Source organism: Nonomuraea sp. NPDC003707 (assembly GCF_053587055.1).
The window spans coordinates 357,602-375,971 of record NZ_JBSFNK010000003.1 but is presented as its reverse complement, the minus strand read 5'-3'; the positions used below and the strand labels follow the sequence as shown (position 1 = coordinate 375,971).

Genomic DNA, 18,370 nt, shown 5'->3' with positions numbered 1-18,370 from the left:
CCGACCACCGAGGAGAAGGCCAGCCGTGAGCATCACCGACTTCACCGCCAGGATCCGCGCCCGGCAACCCGCACTGGGCTACTGGGCGGTGCTCGATTCGCCCGTGTCCACCGAGCGCATCGCGCGCCTCGGATACGACTACGTGTGCCTGGACGCCCAGCACGGACTGCTGGGCTACTCGGGGTTGCTGAGCGGCCTGACCGCGATCGACGCGGGCGGCGAGTCCGCGGGCCTGGTCAGAGTCGAGGCGAACAACCCCGCCCCCATCGGCCGTGCCCTCGACGCGGGCGCCGCAGGCGTCATCGTGCCTCTCATCGACACCGCCGAGGACGCCGCGGCCGCTGTCTCCGCGACCCGCTATCCACCGAAAGGGCGCCGCTCGTACGGCCCGATGCGCTCCGCGCTCCGCATCGGACCCCGCCCCGCGGACAGCGACGCCACCGTGCTGGTCTTTGCCATGATCGAGACGGCACAGGGGCTGGCGAACGTCGAAGCGATCTGCGCCACCCCCGACCTGGACGGCGTCTACGTCGGCCCGTCCGATCTGTGCCTGGCCCTGGGCGGCGCCTTCCCCGGCGACCCCGCGATCGCCTCCCAGTTCGAGGACGCGCTGGTCACGGTGCGTGAAGCCGCCAGGTCCGCCGGTATCGCCGCCGGCATTCACACCCCCGACGGCGGGACGGCCGCCAAGCGCCTGGCCGAGGGATACACCTTCGCCACCATCGCCTGCGACCTCGTCCACCTCGAACAGGCCGCGAAGTCCCACCTGACCGACGCCCGAGCCCAGTCTCGCCAAGGAGAACAGTGAGCCAGTCCCCGACCTCCGTCCCCGATCACCTGCCCATGGACGGCCTGATCCGGGTTCGCGACGACGATCCGGACCGCCATGACGCGTACCTGATCGCGCCCGCCGTGCAGAACCACGCGGCCAACCTCATGTCGCTGCACGACGGTGACCTCGGGTGCGTGTGGTTCGGCGGCACGCAGGAAGGCGTCTCGGACATCTCCATCTGGTTCTCCCGGCTGCGGAAGGGCGCGGACACCTGGTCCACGCCCACGCGGCTGTCCGACGACATGACCCGTTCCGAGCAGAACCCGGTCCTGTTCCCCACGCCCGCCGGAGAGCTGTGGCTGCTGTACACCGCCCAGCACGCCGGCAACCAGGACACCGCCGAAGTCCGCCGTCGCATCTCCCGAGACGACGGTCAGACCTGGGGGCCTGTGCACACCCTCTTCCCCGCCACGAGCCGCGGCGGCGTCTTCGTCCGGCAGCCCGTGCTCGTGCTGCCCTCCGGCCGATGGCTCCTGCCCGTCTTCAACTGCGTCACCACGCCGGGCAGGCGCTGGGTCGGCGACCGTGACACCAGCTCCCTCATGATCTCCGACGACGAGGGACGAACCTGGCGCGAACAGCTCGTCCCCGACAGCACCGGCTGCGTCCACATGAACGTCCACCTCCTGGCCGGCGGCACGCTGCTCGCGCTGTTCCGCAGCCGCTGGGCGGATTCGATCCACGCCAGCCGGTCGGAGGACGAGGGCGTGACCTGGAGCGCTCCCGCCGCCACCGAACTGCCCAACAACAACTCCTCCATCCAGTACGTCATACTGCGTGACGGCCGGCTCGCGCTGGTGTTCAACGCCAGCAGCGCGGCCGACGCCACCGAGCGGAGAGTCTCCCTGTACGACGAGGTCGACGACGACGGCCTGGCCGAGACCCCGGCGAGTCCGGCGACCCCGGCGAGTCCGGCACCCGCCGGGAGCGATGAGCGGACCGCGTTCTGGGGCGCTCCGCGCGCGCCCATGACCCTCGCGCTGTCCGACGATGGTGGGCGCACGTGGCCGATCCGCCGCGATCTGGAGGTGGGCGACGGCTACTGCCTGACCAACAACTCCCGCGAGGGTCTCAACCGGGAGTACTCCTACCCGTCCATCCAGGAAACCGCCGACGGCGACCTGCACATCGCCTTCACCTACCACCGCCGCGTCATCAAGTACGTACGGGTACGACCCGAGTGGGCCGCCCGCGCCGCGGGCGTCTGACGTGTCGACGGACACCACGCCAGACCGCCACACCGCGGAGCAGCCGCAGCACGCGGTGGTGACCGGGGCCAGCTCCGGCATCGGCCAGGCCATCGCCGCGCGCCTGCTCCGCGAGGGCTGGAAAGTCACCGGGATGAGCCGTACCCGCCCTCCGGAGCACCGCCAGGACAGCCCGGCCTACTCGTGGATCCAGGCCGACCTGACCGACCTCGACCAGTTGGCCGACGCATCGGCCGCGGTGGGCACCGTCGACGCCGTCGTTCACGCGGCGGGCCTGCAACGCTCCGCACCGCTCGGACGCCTCTCGGCACCGGACGGCGCCCTCATGTGGCGCGTCCACGTCGAGGCCGCGACCGTTCTGGTGAACGCCCTCGCCGGCGCGATCCGCCCAGGTGGCCGCGTCGTGCTGATCGGAAGCCGCACGATGGCGGGCGCGGTGGGCAAGAGCCAGTACGCGGCGACCAAGGCCGCGCTCGTGGGCTTGTCCCGTTCCTGGGCCATGGAACTGGCCCCGCGTGGCATCACCGTCAACGTGGTCGCCCCCGGCCCGACGGACACCCCCATGCTGCGGGATCCCGGACGTGCCGCCACGCCGCCACGGGTTCCGCCGCTGGGCCGGTTCATCAGACCCGAGGAGGTCGCGGGACTGACGGCCTTCCTCCTCGGCCCGGAAGGAGGCGCGGTCACCGGCCAGCACCTGGTGATGTGCGGCGGCGCGTCCCTGTGAGCCGGCGGCTCCGTCTCCTGGGCTAGCCGCTCCGTCTCCTGGGCTAGCGGACCTCCACCTCCGTGATGCGGGTGTAGTCGTTGGCGCCGTTCGAGGCCAGGGCGACGATGCGGACCGCGTCCGCCGTCACAGCGGCGAAGTCCGAGCGCACGCTGCCCGCGGTGTTGCCGCGGACCTGCGCGACCGTCTGCCACTGGCCGTTCAGCCCCGCCTGGACGTCCCAGTCGCGCAGCCCGACGCTCGAGGACGGGTAGCGCTCGGTGTTCAGGGTGTAGAGGTCGACGCGGGAGATCTGCTTGGGGCCGCCCAGCGCGATCGACACCGTGTCCGGCCAGGTCCTGGCCGTGGCGTCGTTCCAGCCGTTGCCCCCGGCCCAGCCGTTCGAGCCGGCGTCGCCGTCGGCGACGCTGCACGGCGGGTAGTTCGCGTTGGTGTGCTGGGACGAGGCGGTGACGGGGCGGCGCAGGGCGAGATTGCCGCCGTTGTCGAGCTGGTCCAGGGTGACGACCTGGACGGGGACCGACAGGGTGCGGTCCGGCGTCTTCAGGCGCAGCGCGTACTCGCCCTGCGGCGTGGCGGGCGGCACGGCGATCAGCAGCTTCGCGCCGAGCTCGTAGCCGGGCGGCAGGTAGCTGGTCAGCATCGAGCGGGAGGCGGACAGCGGCGCTGTCACCTCGACGGACATGGTCGCGTACAACGGCTTCCTGGCGTCGCTGCGCATGCCGATCTCGAGCTTGGCCGGGCAGGCCGGGTCCACGCCGAGCGGGGCCACGACCCGGTCGGCGCCCGCGATGGGGGTCAGCCTGCCGGTGCCCTTGGAGGCGCCCGATTTGACGGTGAGCGACGGGTTCGACGGGGGCTCGGAGGGATCCTGTGCATAGGCGGCGGCCGGGGCGGTCAGGACGACGGCGGTGGCGGCCAGCGCGGCGGTGAGGAGTCGCATGATCGGTCCTTCCTGTCAGAGCGCGTGCAGGCCGGGCACGCCGTCGAGGGTCACGAGGCTGGCCCTGGTGGAGACCGGCGCGCCGGGCCGGTCCACGTACGGCACCACCTTGAAGTCCGCCCGCCACTGGCTCCTGGTGACCTCGCAGGAGACGTAGCCGCGCTGGTAGCTGGAGAAGCGGAGATGCGGGTTGACCGGGTCGGTGCCGCCGGCCGGCAGGCCGGTGTTCGGGTTGCCGTTGCCGCCGCTGCTGACGGAGGTCCCGACGAACTCCACGCCGACAGTCTGCGAGGAGGGGTCGTCGAAGTTCGCCTTGAGCTCCCCGGCCAGGTTGTAGTGGATGTCGCCGGTCAGCACGACGGGGTTGCTGACCTGCCGCTCCACCATGCCGTTCAGCACGCGGTCCTTGGCGGCCTTGTAGCCGTCCCAGAGATCCATGCTGAGCTTCTGCGCGGGCCCGGCGTCGTAGTCGAGCTGGATCATGGCGATCTGCTGGGCCAGCACGTTCCACTTGGCGCGGGACCCGCCCAGGCCGTCGAGCAGCCACTTCTCCTGCTCGGCCCCGAGCATCTGGCGGGCCGGGTCGAGCCGCTCGGCGCAGTCGATCTGCTGCCCGTCGCCGCAGACCTGGTCGTCGCGGTACTGGCGGGTGTCCAGCACGTTGAACTCGGCCAGGTCGCCGAAGGAGAACCTGCGGTAGATCCGGGCGTCGGGCCCCTGCACGGCGGGCACCCTGATGGGCATGTTCTCCCAGTACGCGCGGAAGGCGTTGGCGCGGATCACCAGGTAGTCCTGCTCGGACACCTCGCCGCCGGGGCCGAAGCGGCCCGCCCAGTTGTCGAGCACCTCGTGGTCGTCCCAGGTGACGACCCACGGCGCCGCCTGGTGCGCGGCCTGCAGGTCGGGGTCGCTCTTGTAGAGGCCGTACTGGACGCGGTAGCGGTCGAGCGTGTCGCACTGCACCCGGAACTGCTCGGGCACCGGCGTGTTGCGGTTCCCGCCGGAAGGCACGATGCCGTACTCGTAGATGTAGTCCCCAAGGTGGAAGACGACGTCGGGACGCTCCTCGGCGAGGTGGCGGTAGGCGGCGTAGTAGCCGTCCTGCCACGACGCGCACGAGGCGAAGGCCAGATGCAGCGACTCGGGGCTGCTGCGCGGCGCGGGCGCCGTCCTGGTCCTGCCGACCGGGCTGAGCTCGCCGCCGGTGCGGAAGCGGTAGAAGTAGTCGCGGCCGGGGCGCAGCCCCTTCGCGTCCACGTGGACCGAGTGGCCGTACTCGGGGGTGGCCCACGTGGAGCCGTACCCCGCGCGCCGGGTGAACGCCTCGTCCTCGGCGATCTCCCACTCGACCTTGATCTTGTTGTACGGCAGCCCGCCCAGCGGTTCGAGCGGCCTGACCGCCAGCCGGGTCCAGAGGATCACCCGGTCGGGCAGCGGATCGCCGGAGGCGACGCCGAGCTGGAAGGGGTAGTCGCCGCTCACCGTGGCGGCTGCGGTCCACGGGTCGGCGAGGTCGGTGCTGAACGCCAGGGCTAATGCGCTCAGACCGAGGAACGAACGGCGCGTGTGCATGCTGCTTCCTCAGATGGGGGGCGAAAGCCCTCACTTTGTAGCAAGCAGGCAAGCTTGTAACAAGACTGAAGTTAAAAATCACACACAAACGTGTTACAACTGGGCGACCTCCACCCGCCGGTGCCGGTCGCGCAGGCGCTGCAGCATCTCGGCGGGGGCGTTGGCGTCGACCACGATGACGTCGAAGTCGTCGAGCGGCGCGACCCGGTGCAGCGCCACCCTGGCCAGCTTCGAGCCGTCCACGGCCAGGATCCGGCGGGTGCCCGAGCCCAGCATCGCCCGCTTGACCAGCACGATCTCCTGCTCCTGGTGGAAGGCGTACTGGTCGGAGACCGCGGAGGTGGAGACCACGACCACGTCCGTGCTGACCGCCTCGACCGCGTCCACGCAGCCCAGTCCGAGGAAAGAGTCGTGTGTGGCATGGTACTCACCGCCGAGCGCGATGAGCCGGATGTCGGGGGTGGCCGCGAGCAGCCTGATCGCCTCGAGGAAGTTCGTCAGCACGGTCAGCGGCGCGAGCTCGCCCAGGTGGCGGGCCACGGCCAGGGCCGTCGTGGAGTCGTCGAGCATCACGGAGCTGCCCGGCTCGATGAGCCCGGCCACCACCCTGGCGATCGCGTCCTTCTCCGCGGTGTGCGCCGTGAGCCGGTAGGCGATGTTGCTCTCCCAGACGTTGGAGGCCTGGGCGGTGGCGCCGCCGCGAACCTTGCGCACCATGCCCTGGCGCTCCAGTTCGTCGAGGTCGCGGTGCACGGTCATCACGCTCACGTCGAAGCTCTCCGCGAGCTCCGTCACCGTGGCCGAGCCACGCCGCACGATGTGCTCGGCCATGTCCCGCCACCGAGCGGACTTGCCGGAGGTGTGCTGCCGCGAATTCACCTGAGCCCTCACCCTCGCCTGAACGGTTGCGGATCCTACTCTTGACACTCTTCTCGGGCGACTCGTACTCTCCCGACATCCCTCATTTTTAACAAAATCGGCTGTTAACTTAACAGGCCCGTCATTAAAACGTTCGTATCGGCCCCCCCAGTGCCGGGCGAGGAGACATGACATGACCGATCTGCGTGACGCCCGACTGAGCCGGGTCCAGTTCTTCCGCATGATGGGTGGCCTCGCCGTGGCCGCGGCCGCCACCGCCTGCTCGACCAAGCCCGAGACCACCGCCACCACGGGCGGAGGGACCGCCGCCGCCGGGGTCGACCTGAAGTTCCTCGGCGTGGCCGACCAGAAGGCGCCGATGGACGCGCTGCTCGCCGCCTACCAGAAGGTGAAGCCGGAGGTGCGGCTCACCGCCTCCTTCGCCCCCACCGACCAGGTGCAGACCTCGGTCCGCACCCAGCTCGGCGCGGGCAACGCCCCCGACCTGCACGTGGTCTACCCGGGCAACGGCAGCGCGATGTCCATGAGCCAGATCGCCAAGGCCGGGCTGCTGGCCGACCTGTCCTCCCAGGCGTGGACGCAGACGATCCCCGCCGGGTTCAAGCCCGCCTTCCAGCTCGACGGCAAGACCTACATCTACTCCGCCGGCTCGTCGGTCATCGGCGCCGTCTACAACAAGAAGGCGTTCGAGAAGGCCGGCGTGGAAGCGCCGCCCACCACGTGGACGGAGTTCCTCGCGGTCTGCGACAAGCTGAAGAAGGCCGGCATCACGCCGATCGCGCTGGGCGCGCAGACGCCGTGGGTCACCCAGCTCATCACGTACGCGCTGGTGCCCTCCACCGTCTACGCCAAGGACCCGACGTTCGACGACAAGCAGCTCGCCGGGCAGACCTCCTTCGCCCAGTCGGGCTGGCGCCAGGCCATGGAGATGTACCTGGAGCTGCAGAAGCGCGGCTTCTTCAACGACAAGCCGAACGGCACCACGTTCGAGCAGCAGATCTCCATGGTGGCCACCGGCAAGGCCGGCATGGCGATCCAGGTGTCGGCCGTGCTGCCCGACTTCCGCAAGGCGGCCTCCTCGCCCGACGACCTGTCGATGTTCCCCGTACCGGGCGCGGACGACGCCAACCAGGTGTGGATCCCCGCCGGCGTGGTCGTCGGCCTCGGCGCCAGCGCCAAGGGCCAGCACGTCGAGGAGGCCAAGGCGTTCATCGACTTCCTCGGCAAGCAGGAGAGCATCAACGCCTGGGCCAAGGCCATCGCCGCCATCCCGCTCACCCAGGACTCCTCCTCGACCATCGACCCGGCCGTCCAGTCGTTCCTGCCGTTCACCAAGGACCGGGCGGTGCCGTTCATGGACCAGCGCTGGCCCAACGCCGAGGTGCAGCCGGTGCACTTCGCGGTGATCCAGGAGCTGCTGGCCGGCAAGTCGACCATCGACGAGGCACTGAAGAAGATGGACGAGGCGTACAAGAAGTGACTTCCCTGACTGTCCAGCGGCGCTCGGCCGTCTCGCGGCGCAGGCGGCGCTTCAGCGCCAACTCGCCGTCCTGGCTGTTCGCCGCGCCCGCCCTCGTCGTCTACGCGCTGGTCGTGCTCTACCCGGCCGCGGCCGGCGTGGTGTACGCCTTCACGGACTGGAGCGGCATCGGCCAGGACATGTCCTTCGTCGGCCTGGCCAACTTCGGCGCGCTCCTGGGCGACGAGCAGGCCATGGGCTCGATCGGCAACACGCTGCTGCTCACCGTGGCCATCGTGGCCGTCCAGAACGGGCTCGGCCTGCTGCTGGCCCTGGGCGTCAACGCGAAGCTGAAGAGCCGGGCGCTCCTACGGGTGATCTTCTTCGCGCCCGTGGTCGTCAGCCCGGTCATGGTGGCGTTCCTGTGGAAGTACGTCTACAACCCCGACCCGTCGGCGGGCCTGAACGGGCTGCTCGGCCTGAGCGTGGACTGGCTGGGCGACCCGTCGGTGGCGCTGTGGTCGATCGCCGGCATGGTCGTGTGGCAGTACGCCGGATACTCCATGGTCATCTTCCTGGCCGGGCTCGAAGGCGTGCCGAAGGAGCTGCACGAGGCGGCCATGATCGACGGGGCGGGCACCTTCCAGCGCTTCCGCTACGTCACCTGGCCGCTGCTGGCCCCCGCCGTGACGATCAACCTCATGCTCTCCACGATCGGCGGGCTCAAGCTCTTCGACCAGATCTTCGCCGCCACCAACGGCGGCCCAGGCTACGCCACGGAGACCCTGTCCACGGTGCTCTACAAGCAGGCGTTCGTGTTCGGCAAGTTCGGCTACAGCACCGCGATCGCGCTGGTGCTCGCCCTGTTCGTGGCGGCCGTCTCCCTCGTCCAGGTCTACTACCTGCGCAACCGGGAGGTGTCCGCATGAGAAGGACGTTCCTGCTGGAGATCGTGATGATCGCGGCGGCGGTGGCGTTCCTGTTCCCCGTCTACACGCTGATCTCGCTGTCGCTGAAGGACCCGGCGCAGATCTCCCAGACGCCGCTGGCGCTGCCCGACCCGCCCACGCTGGACAACTTCGGCAAGGCGTGGTCGGCCGCCGCGCTCGGCCCGTCGCTGGTCAACAGCACGGTGATCACCGTGGCCAGCCTGGTCCTGCTGATCGCGCTCGGCTCGTTCGCCTCCTACTTCCTGGCCCGCGTGCACAGCAGGCTCGGCTACGGCCTGTACATCCTCTTCCTGCTGGGCATCGTGCTGCCGTTCCAGCTCGGCATGATCCCGCTCTACGAGCTGGTGACCGACCTGGGGCTGATCGGCACGCACGCCGGGATGATCCTCTTCTACACCGGCATCCAGCTGCCCTTCACGGTCTTCCTCTACACCGGCTTCATCCGCGCGCTGCCCCGCGAGTACGCCAGCGCCGCCCAGATCGACGGCGCCTCCCACCTGACGGCGTTCACCCGGGTGGTCTTCCCGCTGCTGCGGCCCATCACCGGCACCGTGCTGATCCTCAACGCCGTCTTCATCTGGAACGACTTCTTCACCCCGCTGCTCTACCTGGGCGGCTCCGGGTTCGAGACGGTCCCGGTCAGCGTCTTCGCCTTCGTCGGCCAGTACGTCTCCGACCACGGCCTCGTCTTCGCCGGGCTCGTCCTGGGGGCGCTGCCGATCGTGGCGGTCTTCCTGGTGCTGCAGCGCTACGTCATCAAGGGCTTCTCCAGCGGGCTCAAGGGATGACCGTTCTCGACGTGCTCCGCGAGCCGCCACGGGAGTTCTCCCCGGCGGCCATCTGGTGGTGGAGCGGCGAGCCGCTGCGCCGCGACCGGCTGCGCTGGCAGATGGAGCGGCTCGTCGCCGGGGGAGTGCGCAACCTCGTCATCCTCAACCTGGCGCCGTCGGGGCCGCTGTTCGGCTCCGACGCCGACGACCCGCCGTTCCTGTCGGAGGCGTGGTGGGAGCTGCTGGACGGCGTCTGCGCCGACGCCTGCGAGCTGGGCGCGTACCTGTGGTTCTACGACCAGCTCGGCTTCTCCGGCGCCGACCTGCAGGCCCGTCTCGTCCAGGAACGCCCGGAGTTCGCCGGGCAGTGGCTGGCCCCCGACGGGACGGTCTCGACGCGCGGCTTCGACTACCTGTCCCGCGAGGCGTGCGCGGTGCTGCTCGACCGGGTGCACGGCGAGTTCGAGCGGCGGGTCGGCCACTGGTTCGGCACGGTGATCGCCGGGTCGTTCCAGGACGAGCTGCCGACCGTGCCCACCTGGTCGGCGACGTTCGCCGAGGAGTACGCGGCCCGGCGCGGCCGGCCCTTCACCCTCGACGCGCCCGACTGGCACGCCTACCAGCAGACCCGGGCCGAGCTGGCCGAGGAGGCGTTCTTCCGGCCGCTGGCCGCCTGGCACGAGCGCCACGGCCTGCTCAACGGCTGCGACCAGCAGGACCCGGCCCGCGCCGGGCATCCCGTGGACGGGGTCCGGCTCTACGCCGACTACGCGCGCACTCATCGCTGGTTCGGCGCGCCCGGCTCCGACCACCACGGCGACGCGCGCCTGCACTCCTCCCTCGCCCACCTGTACGGCCGGCCGCGCACCTGGATCGAGGCGTTCCACTCCAGCGGCTGGGGCGGCACCCTGGAGGAGACCTTCGACTGGCTGCTGCCCTGGTTGCGCGCCGGTGCCAACCTTTACAACCCGCACGCCGTCTACTACACGACCCGGCGCGGCTGGTGGGAGTGGGCGCCGCCGTCCACCGACTGGCGCCAACCCTACTGGCGGCACCACCGGGTCTTCGCGGACGCGGTGACCCGCCTGTGCGCGGCCCTGTCCCTGGGCCGCCACGCCTGCGACGTCGCGGTGCTCCTGCCCACCGCGACGTCGCAGGCCGGAACCCGGCTGGACGGCGTCGGCGCGCAGGCCGCGCGGGCGCAGGAGGTCTACCGGGAGCTCGTGGGCGACATGGCCTGGTTCGCGACCGTGCCGGGGGCGCTCGACCGGCTCGGCCTCGACGCCGACGTGATCGACGAGGACTCGGTGCGGCGCGCGGACGTGCGCGACGGGCGGCTGGCCGTCTCCACCGAGGCGTACCGGGCCGTCGTGCTGCCCGCCGTGACCGTGCTCGACGAGGACGTGGCCGCGCGGCTGAAGGAGTTCGCCGCCGGCGGCGGGCTGCTGGTCGCGGTGGGGGCGGTCCCCGACGGGCTCCCGGCCGTGTCCGTGGAGAGCGCCGAAGGGATCGGGGCGGCGCTGGCCGGGCTCGAACGGCGGGTCGAGGCGCCGGTGCCTCCATTGGTACGCGAGATCGGCGAGACCACGCTGGTGTTCCTGACCGCCGCGTTCCCCATGGCCAGCAGGATCGGCGTGGGACGGCCCGAGGAGCGCGGCGTCGAACTGGGCTGGCTGGACGCCGCCATCGACTTCGACCCGTCCCGGTACGCCCGCGAGATGCGGGTGAAGGTGCGGGGCGTCTCCGGGACGCCGCTGCTGGCGAGCCCGTTCGGCGGGGAGCCCCGGGCGCTGCCGTGCACCACGGACGGGGATGCGCTGGAGGTCGTCGTGCCTTTCGACGACGGGCCCGCCGCGCTGCTGATCTTCGACGGGACCTCCCGGGTCCCGGAACCGCGCCCGAGCTTCCCGCATGAGGTGGAGCTGGGCGAGGAGTGGGACGTCGAGCTCGTGCCGACGCTGGACGACACCTGGTCGGACTTCGGCAGCCGCGCCGTCGTCGAACGCTGGACGCTGCGCACGCCGGACGGCGAGCCGGTGCACGTCACGTTCGAGCCCAGGGGCGAGCAGCGGGTCGGGGCCGGGCCGTGGACGCCGTCGGTGTGGTCGCCGTCGCGCGGGCTGCGCAAGGACCCGATCCACCGGGAGACCCTCGGCCCCAAGGGGCACGTGCCCGTGGAGTTCCTGGCGTTCGGGACGGTCGGGGCGGGGGAGGAGGCCCGCTTCCGCAGCCTGCTCACCGTGCCCGCCGACATGCCCGCCGACATGCCCGAGGGCGGCCGGCTGGCGATCGGGGCGGGCGCGGCCAAGACCGCCTGGCTGGACGGCGAGGAGCTGCCGCTGGACGACTCCGGATACGCGGCGGTCTCGCGTGCGCCGCTCGCGCCCGGCACCTACCTCCTGGAGCTGCGGTTCGTCCCCGACGAGGAGCTCGACCTGCGGGCGTACGCCTGCCTGGTCGCCGACCCCCGCGACGCCGCCCTGCCCGAGTGGATCGGCGGGGCCATGGAGACCACCGTGCACGTCGGCGCACCGCCGTACGAGCTGCTGCAGGTGGCCTCGACCGCGTACTGCCGGGTGCTGGTGAACGGGGCGGAAGCGGGCAGGCAGGGCGGGTTCGACCCGTACGAGGAGGCGGACATCCCCCGGGTGCGCCGCTACGACGTGTCCGGCCTGCTCCGGCCGGGCGGCAACACGATCAGCGTGGAGTCGGACGGCTGGGTGCTGGTGGACGGGCTCGCGGTCTCCGGTCCCGGCTGGCCGTCGCGGCCCCGCGTACGGCGGCGCCAGCAGGGCGACCCCGCCGCGCTCCACCTGCGGCCCCGGCCGCATCCACTGCCCGAGGCGGGCTGGCTCGACGGGCGCGCGAGCGCGCTGCCCGCCGGGTTCGCGGTCCCGGGCGGGCAGGTCCCGGGCGGGCACCCCGGCCCCGGCCGCCTCCTGCTGGACCCGCCGCCCGGCGTGACCGGCATCGAGGTGGACGCGACGGGTCCCGTACGGATCCACGGAACGGAGCTGGAGGTCACCGGGTCGCTCACCGGCCCGGTCCGCTTCACCTGCGGCCCCGGCCGGATGCGGCTCGGCGACTGGGAGGAACGCGGCCTGTCCGGCTACAGCGGCGGCGTCCGCTACCGCACCACGATCACCGCCGCCGCCGGGCCCGGCGCGCTCGACCTCGGCAGGGTGCGCGGCACGGCCGAGGTCACCGTGAACGGCCGGCCCTGCGGGATCCGGGTGTGCTCCCCCTACACCTTCGACGTCCGGCTGGAGGAGGGCGAGAACATGATCGAGATCCTGGTCCTCGGCACCCTCGGCCCGTTCATGGACGAGATCAGCCCCACCCACTTCGTCTTCCCCGGCCAGCGCAGCACCGGCCTGTTCGGCCCCGTCCGCCTGCGTACGGACTGACAGCGTTCTGCCAGCCTTTTGCCAGGCCGGCCGGGGACCGTGAGGTCATGGACATCCGACTCGGAGTGGTACGAGGCCTCCAGTACGGCCTCGTCGAAAAGCCCGACACGTTCGCCCCGCAGGCCAGGGAGCTGGGCGCCGGGCTGGTGCGCGTGTTCTTCTACTGGTCGCAGCTCGAACCCGAGCCCGGCCGCCACGACTGGTCGGCGGTGGACGCCGTGCTCGACCAGTTCGACGACGACACCGAGCTCTGGTTCACGCTCGGCGCGGCCTCGCCGTGGGGCTCGACCCGCTCCACCGACCTGCTGCCCGCCTCGCCGCCGCTCGACCCGGCCGCCTACGCGGCCACGCTGCGCGCCCTCGTGACGCACTGCCGGGGCCGCGTGCGCTACTGGCAGTGTGAGAACGAGCCCTGCATCCCCCTGTTCTGGGCCGGCACGGCCGCCGACTACGTGGCCCACCTCGCCGCCTTCCACCAGGCGGTCAAGAGCGCCGACCCGGACGCCGCCGTGGTGCTGGGCGGCTGCCCGCCCGGCGTCTTCTCCGCGTCGGACGAGCCCGACGACGAACGGGACTTCTTCCTCCAGGTCATCGAGGAGGGCCGGGACGTCTACGACGTCTTCGACGTCCACCTGTACGGGGACCCGTACCTGATCCCCCGCGCGATCGAGGACGTGCGCGCGGCCGTGGGGGACAAGCCGATCGTGGCCGGCGAGTACAACGGGCCGGTGCCGACGCAGTACCCCGAGGTGTTCGAGCACCTGGCGGAGGTGATCGAGGCCGGGGGCATGCAGCCGTGGTACCGCCTGACCGTCGAGGACCTCCACGAAGGGCGGCTCACCACCGAACCGGTGCGCGCCGCCATGAAACGGCTCTACGACCGGATGGCGGAGCTGCCGCCCACGCTCCAGATGTTCATGACCGGCTGCCCGCCGGAGCTGGAGGCCGAGCGGCACCGGATCAACGCCGACGACATCCTCATCAGGAACCTGCTGGCCCTGTCGTCCGGCCTCCGGCTGACCGTCTGCTGGCAGCTCGGCCCCGACATGCCGGCGCCGCCCGATCCGTACAACCTCCTCCAGCTGATGTTCTCCAAGTTCCAGCTCATGGCCTTCGAGGGCGGCACCATGTCCATGCGGCATCCCGGCGCGGACGCGTTCGCCGAGCTGTCGTCGCGGCTGGCGGGCGCGACGGACGTGCGCCGCGTGGAGGTGCCGGAGCGCCCGGACGCCCACGTCTTCGAGCTGGTCGGCACGGGGGTGGAGGTGGCCTGGCTGCGCCCCTCGTCCCCCGAGCCGCCGGCTCTGGTCTGGAACGGCACGGTCCTGGACGCTCGGCCTCAGTTCACGTACGCCCACAGGTCGTAGGTGGGATATTGCGGGTTCTGCGGCTGGGTGGTGCTGCACCACCAGGTGCTCCACCGGCCGTTCTGCTGGCCGGACTGGCCGAACGAGATGCAGATGTCGTAGGGCAGGCTCGAGTAGACCTTCTGCAGGGTCAGGTCCGCGTGCGCGGGTGCGGCCACGGCCACGGCGGGCACCAGGGCGGTGGCGGCGAGCAGTGACAGGGCGGCGAGTCGGTGACGCACCAGGTCTCCCATCTCGAAGGGGGCGGATCACCGTAAATTGCACGACGCGGTGATCCGCCGCCGCAACGGCGCCGCCCCCGCCCTTCCGGCGACCAGCGCGAACGCCCGTCGCCGCGGTGAAATTTTCAGCGGGCGTCCGGCGGCCTCGCACCCGGCGCGCGACCCGAAGCGGCTCAGCGGGCGAACAGGTAGTTGCGCCGGTGCGTGCTCACCCGGTCCGCCCGGTTCCAGCGGCCCCGGTGCCAGACGTGCATGCGGTAGCCGCGCGCGATCAGTGAGCCCGCCACCTCGGCGGCGTCCCTGCCGTACCTGCCGAGGTGGCGGTCCTCGATCTCCAGCAGCAGAGCGGGCCGGTGCTGCTCGATGGTCCGCTCCGCGCCCTTCAGCACCTCCGTCTCGCACCCCTCGACGTCCATCTTGATGAAGTCGACGCGGGGGATCTCCCGTAGCTCGCACACGCGGTCCACGGTGTACACGGGGACCTCGAGCGTCCTGGTGGCGGCGAAGGGGCCGGGATGCTTCAACCCCTCCTCCAGGTGCGCCCAGCCGTGGACGGGCAGGCCGAACCGGTATGGCAGCCGCAGCCGCCGGTATCCGGTGGACGAGCTCAGCGCGGCGTTGGTCACCCGCACGTTGCGGGCCCCGCTCGCCCGCCGCCCGGCCTCCAGGATCCGGTACGGCACCGGCAGCGGCTCGAAGCTGTGCACCTGCCCGGCCGGCCCGGCGAGCCTGGCCAGCGGGTAGGTGTACATCCCGTAGGCGGCCCCGATGTCGAAGCAGACCGCGCCCGGCCGGACGAACTCGGCCAGGCCCCGCAGTTCCGGCTCGCTGAGCGACACCGCCGCCCCCGCCCGCAGCATCGCGGCCACGGCTTCCACTCTCATCATGCCGGTGACGGTAGAGACGGGGTGGGGAGCGGCGGATCCCTCTCAGGAGCGCAGTCGCGGGCCGCGGCGTGCCGCTGGAGAGGGATTGCCGGGTACGACCAGACCGCTCTCGTAGGCGAGCATCACCGCCTGTGCCCGATCGCGCAGGCCCAGTTTGGTGAAGATCCGGCCGACGTGTGACTTCACGGTCTCCTCCGCGATCGTCAGCTCTCCGGCGATCTCGGCGTTGGCCAGCCCGGCCGCCACGAGCCTGAGCACGTCCAGCTCCCGCGGGGTCAGCGCGTTCAGCCGCAGGGCCTGCCGCTCGTCGACGGGCTGCCGGGTCGCGAACTCCTCGATGAGCCTGCGGGTGACGGACGGCGCGAGCAGCGCCTCGCCGGCGGCGATCACGCGTACGGCGGTGATGAGGTCGGCCGGCGGCGCGTCCTTGAGCAGGAAGCCGCTGGCCCCGCCACGCAGCGCGGCGTAGACGTAGTCGTCGATGTCGAAGGTGGTGAGGATGAGCACCTTCGAGCCGCCCGCTCCGGCGATGCGCCGGGTGGCCTCCAGACCGTCGAGGTGGGGCATGCGCACGTCCATGAGCACGACGTCCGGTCGCAGATCGCGCGCCGCCGTCACCGCCTCCAGGCCGTCCGCGGCCTCTCCCACCACCTGCAGGTCGGGCTGCGCGGAGATCAGGGCCGCGAATCCGGCCCTGATCATCGCCTGGTCGTCGGCGACCAGCACCGTGATCATCCAGCGCCTCCTTCGGCGACGTCGCGGAACGTTCGTCTTCGCCCTGCGGCGACCTCGTGGTTCATCCGGCCGCCTGCCGCGGCAGCCGCGCCTGTACGGCGAAGCCGCCCTCGTCCGTCGCCGCCGCCGTGAGGTCGCCGCCGAGCACCGCCACGCGCTCGCGCATCCCGATCAACCCGAGTCGCGAGCCTGGCTGCGTCGTGCCGGACACGTGCCGAGGAGGCTCGTTGTCCACGGCGAGCGACACCGCGTCCGCCTCGGTGCGGACGGACACGGTGGTCCTGGCTCCGGGCGCGTGCCGTACGACGTTGCTCAGCGCCTCCTGGACGATCCGGTAGACGGTGACGGACTCCACGGGAGAGAGTGACGGGGCGGGGCCGGAGACGGTGAGCTGGACGGGCACGCCCGCCCGGCGCACCGATTCGGCCAGTGCGCCGAGATCCTCCAGCCCGGGCTGCGGCGCGGTCCCCGGTCCGTCGTCCGAGCCCCGCAGCGCGCCGAGCAGGTGCCGCATGTCGTGCAGGGACTCGCGGGCGGCCGCGTTGATGGCCGCGAACTCCTCCGCGACCTCCTCGCTCACCCCTCCGCCGATCCGATAGGGCGCGCTGGCGGCCTGTACGGCGATCACCGACATGTGGTGGGCCACCACGTCGTGCAGTTCCCTGGCGATCCGCGCCCGTTCCTCGAGGATCCGGCGCCGCCCGAGCTCGTCGGCGACGCGTAAGGTGGCCAGCCGCCCCATGCGCCTCGCCTGGCCGAGGACCGCGGCCAGCAGCAGGGTCAGCGCCCAGGCCAGCAGCCCTGTGGCCGCGCGGTCCGACGGCATGTCCTGCGGCACGGTGGTGGCGATCCCGGCCGCCAGCGTGACGGCGACAGCGACGGTCGTCACGCGCAGGGTGGACGACAGCGCCAGCACGTACATGACGGGGAGCTGGGCCAGCGTCTGGTTGAGCAGCCACGGCTGCGGCACCATCGAGCTGCCCAGCGCCAGCCCGAGACCGGTCAGCAGGGGCGTGGCCACCACCGTGGCCGACCAGGCGGGCAGCGGCCGGTACCACGCCATGAGCACGGGCCCGGCGAGCAGGACGGCGGCCGGGACGGCGAGCACCCCGAACCCGGCGTCCACGGCGTAGAACAGCAGGTTGAAGATCAGGACCGCCGCGGCCAGCACGGCGAACGTCAGGCGGCGGAGCATCGGCCGGCCTGTACCCGGCGCCGGAGGCACTCGGACGTGCCACGCCTCCCTGAGCACCCCCATGAATCCCACCTTATGGGCTGCAGGCGGGCGAAGCCGTGGCCGCGGTCCGCCGCCTGGGCCTCAGAACTCCACGCCGCCGGCGATCGGCGGGTTGAGCCGGGCGAAACCCTCCTGACGCCGGTACGGGAAGTAGGGGTACGCCGCCGTGGTCGCGCTCGCCGCGTCCAGCCGGGCCACCTGGTCCGGCGTCAGTGCCCAGCCGATCGCCCCCAGGTTCTCCTGGAGCTGCGACTCGTCGCGGGCGCCGACGATGACCGAGGAGACGGTCGGGCGCCGGAGCAGCCAGTTCAGCGCGACCTGGGGGACCGACCTGCCGGTCTCCGCGGCGATCTCGTCCAGGGCGTCCACCACCGCGTACAGCAACTCGTCGGCCACAGGCGGTCCGAAGGCGGCGGTCCTGTGCAGGCGGCTGCCCTCGGGAAGAGGCCGGCCCCGGCGGATGCGGCCGGTGAGGCGGCCCCAGCCGAGCGGGCTCCACACCACCGCGCCGACGCCCTGGTCGTGGCCGAGCGGCATCAGCTCCCACTCGTAGTCGCGCCCGACCAGGGAGTAGTAGACCTGGTGCGCCACGTAGCGCGGGTAGCCGTACCGCTCGGCGGTCGCCAGCGACTTCATGAGCTGCCAGCCGGAGAAGTTGGAGACGCCCACGTAGCGCAGCTTGCCCGCCCTGACCAGGTCGTCGAGCGTGGACAGCACCTCCTCCACCGGGGTCGCCGCGTCGAAGGCGTGCAGCTGGAACAGGTCGATGTGGCCGGTGCCGAGGCGGCGCAGCGCGTCGTCGACCGCCTTGATCAGGCGGTGCCGGGAGGTCCCCGCGTCACCGGGGCCGTCGCCCATGGGCAGCCCGGCCTTGGTGGAGATGAGCGCCCGGTCGCGCCGCCCCTTGAGCGCCTGGCCCAGCACCTCCTCGGACGCGCCGTCGGAGTAGACGTCGGCCGTGTCGAACATCGTCACCCCCGCGTCGAGGCAGATGTCCACCAGCCGCCGGGCCTGCGCCACGTCGGTGTCGCCCCACGCGCTGAACAGCTCGCCCTTCCCGGCGAACGTGCCGGCGCCGAAGCTCAACGCCGGAACCTTGAGCCCGGACGCCCCCAACTGCCGATATTCCATGAAAAATCACTCCTTAATGGGTCTGTCGTCCCCTTAAGGTAGCAC

16 protein-coding genes are annotated in these 18,370 nt (G+C 71.7%); 8 read left to right on the top strand and 8 right to left on the bottom strand.

Features of this window, described 5'->3' with window-relative positions:
- Positions 1-25: 25 nt before the first annotated feature.
- The 3 genes from ACWDRB_RS09310 to ACWDRB_RS09300 are packed head-to-tail and all read left to right on the top strand — an operon-like array spanning position 26 to position 2,767.
- Positions 26-808 (top strand): HpcH/HpaI aldolase family protein, encoded by a 783-nt coding sequence (locus ACWDRB_RS09310; RefSeq protein WP_449892603.1) that lies wholly within the window; start codon positions 26-28, stop codon positions 806-808.
- Entirely contained in the window at positions 805-2,040 is a 1,236-nt protein-coding gene (locus ACWDRB_RS09305) for a sialidase family protein (protein WP_449892601.1), read from the top strand. The genes ACWDRB_RS09310 and ACWDRB_RS09305 overlap by 4 nt, the downstream gene beginning before the upstream one ends.
- A gap of 1 nt (position 2,041) precedes the next feature.
- Positions 2,042-2,767: an SDR family NAD(P)-dependent oxidoreductase gene (locus ACWDRB_RS09300; RefSeq protein ID WP_449892600.1), complete on the top strand. Its 726-nt coding sequence runs from the start codon at positions 2,042-2,044 to the stop codon at positions 2,765-2,767.
- 43 nt (positions 2,768-2,810) lie between these two features.
- Here the strand turns inward: ACWDRB_RS09300 and ACWDRB_RS09295 are convergent, their stop codons facing one another.
- The 3 genes from ACWDRB_RS09295 to ACWDRB_RS09285 form a co-directional block, all read right to left on the bottom strand.
- A complete protein-coding gene (locus ACWDRB_RS09295) occupies positions 2,811-3,710 on the bottom strand; it encodes a discoidin domain-containing protein (RefSeq protein ID WP_449892599.1) in 900 nt (299 codons plus the stop codon).
- 15 nt (positions 3,711-3,725) lie between these two features.
- Positions 3,726-5,282 (bottom strand): alkaline phosphatase D family protein, encoded by a 1,557-nt coding sequence (locus ACWDRB_RS09290; RefSeq protein ID WP_449892598.1) that lies wholly within the window; start codon positions 5,280-5,282, stop codon positions 3,726-3,728.
- A gap of 93 nt (positions 5,283-5,375) precedes the next feature.
- Positions 5,376-6,161, bottom strand: a complete 786-nt coding sequence (locus ACWDRB_RS09285) for a DeoR/GlpR family DNA-binding transcription regulator (RefSeq protein WP_350727691.1) — start codon at positions 6,159-6,161, stop codon at positions 5,376-5,378.
- Positions 6,162-6,333: 172 nt separating this feature from the next.
- Here ACWDRB_RS09285 and ACWDRB_RS09280 point away from each other — a divergent pair, with 172 nt between their 5' ends.
- The 5 genes from ACWDRB_RS09280 to ACWDRB_RS09260 are packed head-to-tail and all read left to right on the top strand — an operon-like array spanning position 6,334 to position 14,114.
- Positions 6,334-7,641: an extracellular solute-binding protein gene (locus ACWDRB_RS09280; protein WP_350727692.1), complete on the top strand. Its 1,308-nt coding sequence runs from the start codon at positions 6,334-6,336 to the stop codon at positions 7,639-7,641.
- The gene (locus tag ACWDRB_RS09275; RefSeq protein ID WP_449892597.1) at positions 7,638-8,549 is read left to right on the top strand and encodes a carbohydrate ABC transporter permease; all 912 of its coding nucleotides are present in this window, start codon (positions 7,638-7,640) and stop codon (positions 8,547-8,549) included. The genes ACWDRB_RS09280 and ACWDRB_RS09275 overlap by 4 nt, the downstream gene beginning before the upstream one ends.
- The gene (locus ACWDRB_RS09270; RefSeq protein ID WP_449892596.1) at positions 8,546-9,358 is read left to right on the top strand and encodes a carbohydrate ABC transporter permease; all 813 of its coding nucleotides are present in this window, start codon (positions 8,546-8,548) and stop codon (positions 9,356-9,358) included. Before ACWDRB_RS09275 ends, ACWDRB_RS09270 begins: the two co-directional genes overlap by 4 nt.
- Positions 9,355-12,747: a hypothetical protein gene (locus ACWDRB_RS09265; protein ID WP_449892595.1), complete on the top strand. Its 3,393-nt coding sequence runs from the start codon at positions 9,355-9,357 to the stop codon at positions 12,745-12,747. The genes ACWDRB_RS09270 and ACWDRB_RS09265 overlap by 4 nt, the downstream gene beginning before the upstream one ends.
- A 47-nt stretch (positions 12,748-12,794) precedes the next feature.
- On the top strand, positions 12,795-14,114 hold the full coding sequence (locus ACWDRB_RS09260) for a hypothetical protein (protein WP_449892593.1): 1,320 nt from the start codon (positions 12,795-12,797) through the stop codon (positions 14,112-14,114).
- Here ACWDRB_RS09260 and ACWDRB_RS09255 read toward each other — a convergent pair.
- The 5 genes from ACWDRB_RS09255 to ACWDRB_RS09235 all read right to left on the bottom strand — a co-directional run bounded on the left by ACWDRB_RS09255 (position 14,087) and on the right by ACWDRB_RS09235 (position 18,325).
- Positions 14,087-14,335, bottom strand: coding sequence for a hypothetical protein (locus tag ACWDRB_RS09255; protein WP_355195657.1), 249 nt, complete (start codon positions 14,333-14,335; stop codon positions 14,087-14,089). The two genes, ACWDRB_RS09260 and ACWDRB_RS09255, sit on opposite strands and share 28 nt — an antisense overlap.
- Before the next feature lie 173 nt (positions 14,336-14,508).
- Positions 14,509-15,222, bottom strand: a complete 714-nt coding sequence (locus ACWDRB_RS09250; protein ID WP_449892592.1) for an FkbM family methyltransferase — start codon at positions 15,220-15,222, stop codon at positions 14,509-14,511.
- A gap of 42 nt (positions 15,223-15,264) precedes the next feature.
- Complete coding sequence (locus tag ACWDRB_RS09245) at positions 15,265-15,957, bottom strand: response regulator (protein ID WP_449892591.1); 693 nt, start codon at positions 15,955-15,957, stop codon at positions 15,265-15,267.
- 61 nt (positions 15,958-16,018) lie between these two features.
- Positions 16,019-17,152 (bottom strand): sensor histidine kinase, encoded by a 1,134-nt coding sequence (locus tag ACWDRB_RS09240; RefSeq protein ID WP_449892589.1) that lies wholly within the window; start codon positions 17,150-17,152, stop codon positions 16,019-16,021.
- 123 nt (positions 17,153-17,275) lie between these two features.
- Positions 17,276-18,325, bottom strand: coding sequence for an aldo/keto reductase (locus ACWDRB_RS09235; RefSeq protein WP_449892588.1), 1,050 nt, complete (start codon positions 18,323-18,325; stop codon positions 17,276-17,278).
- Between the last annotated feature and the right edge of the window lie 45 nt (positions 18,326-18,370).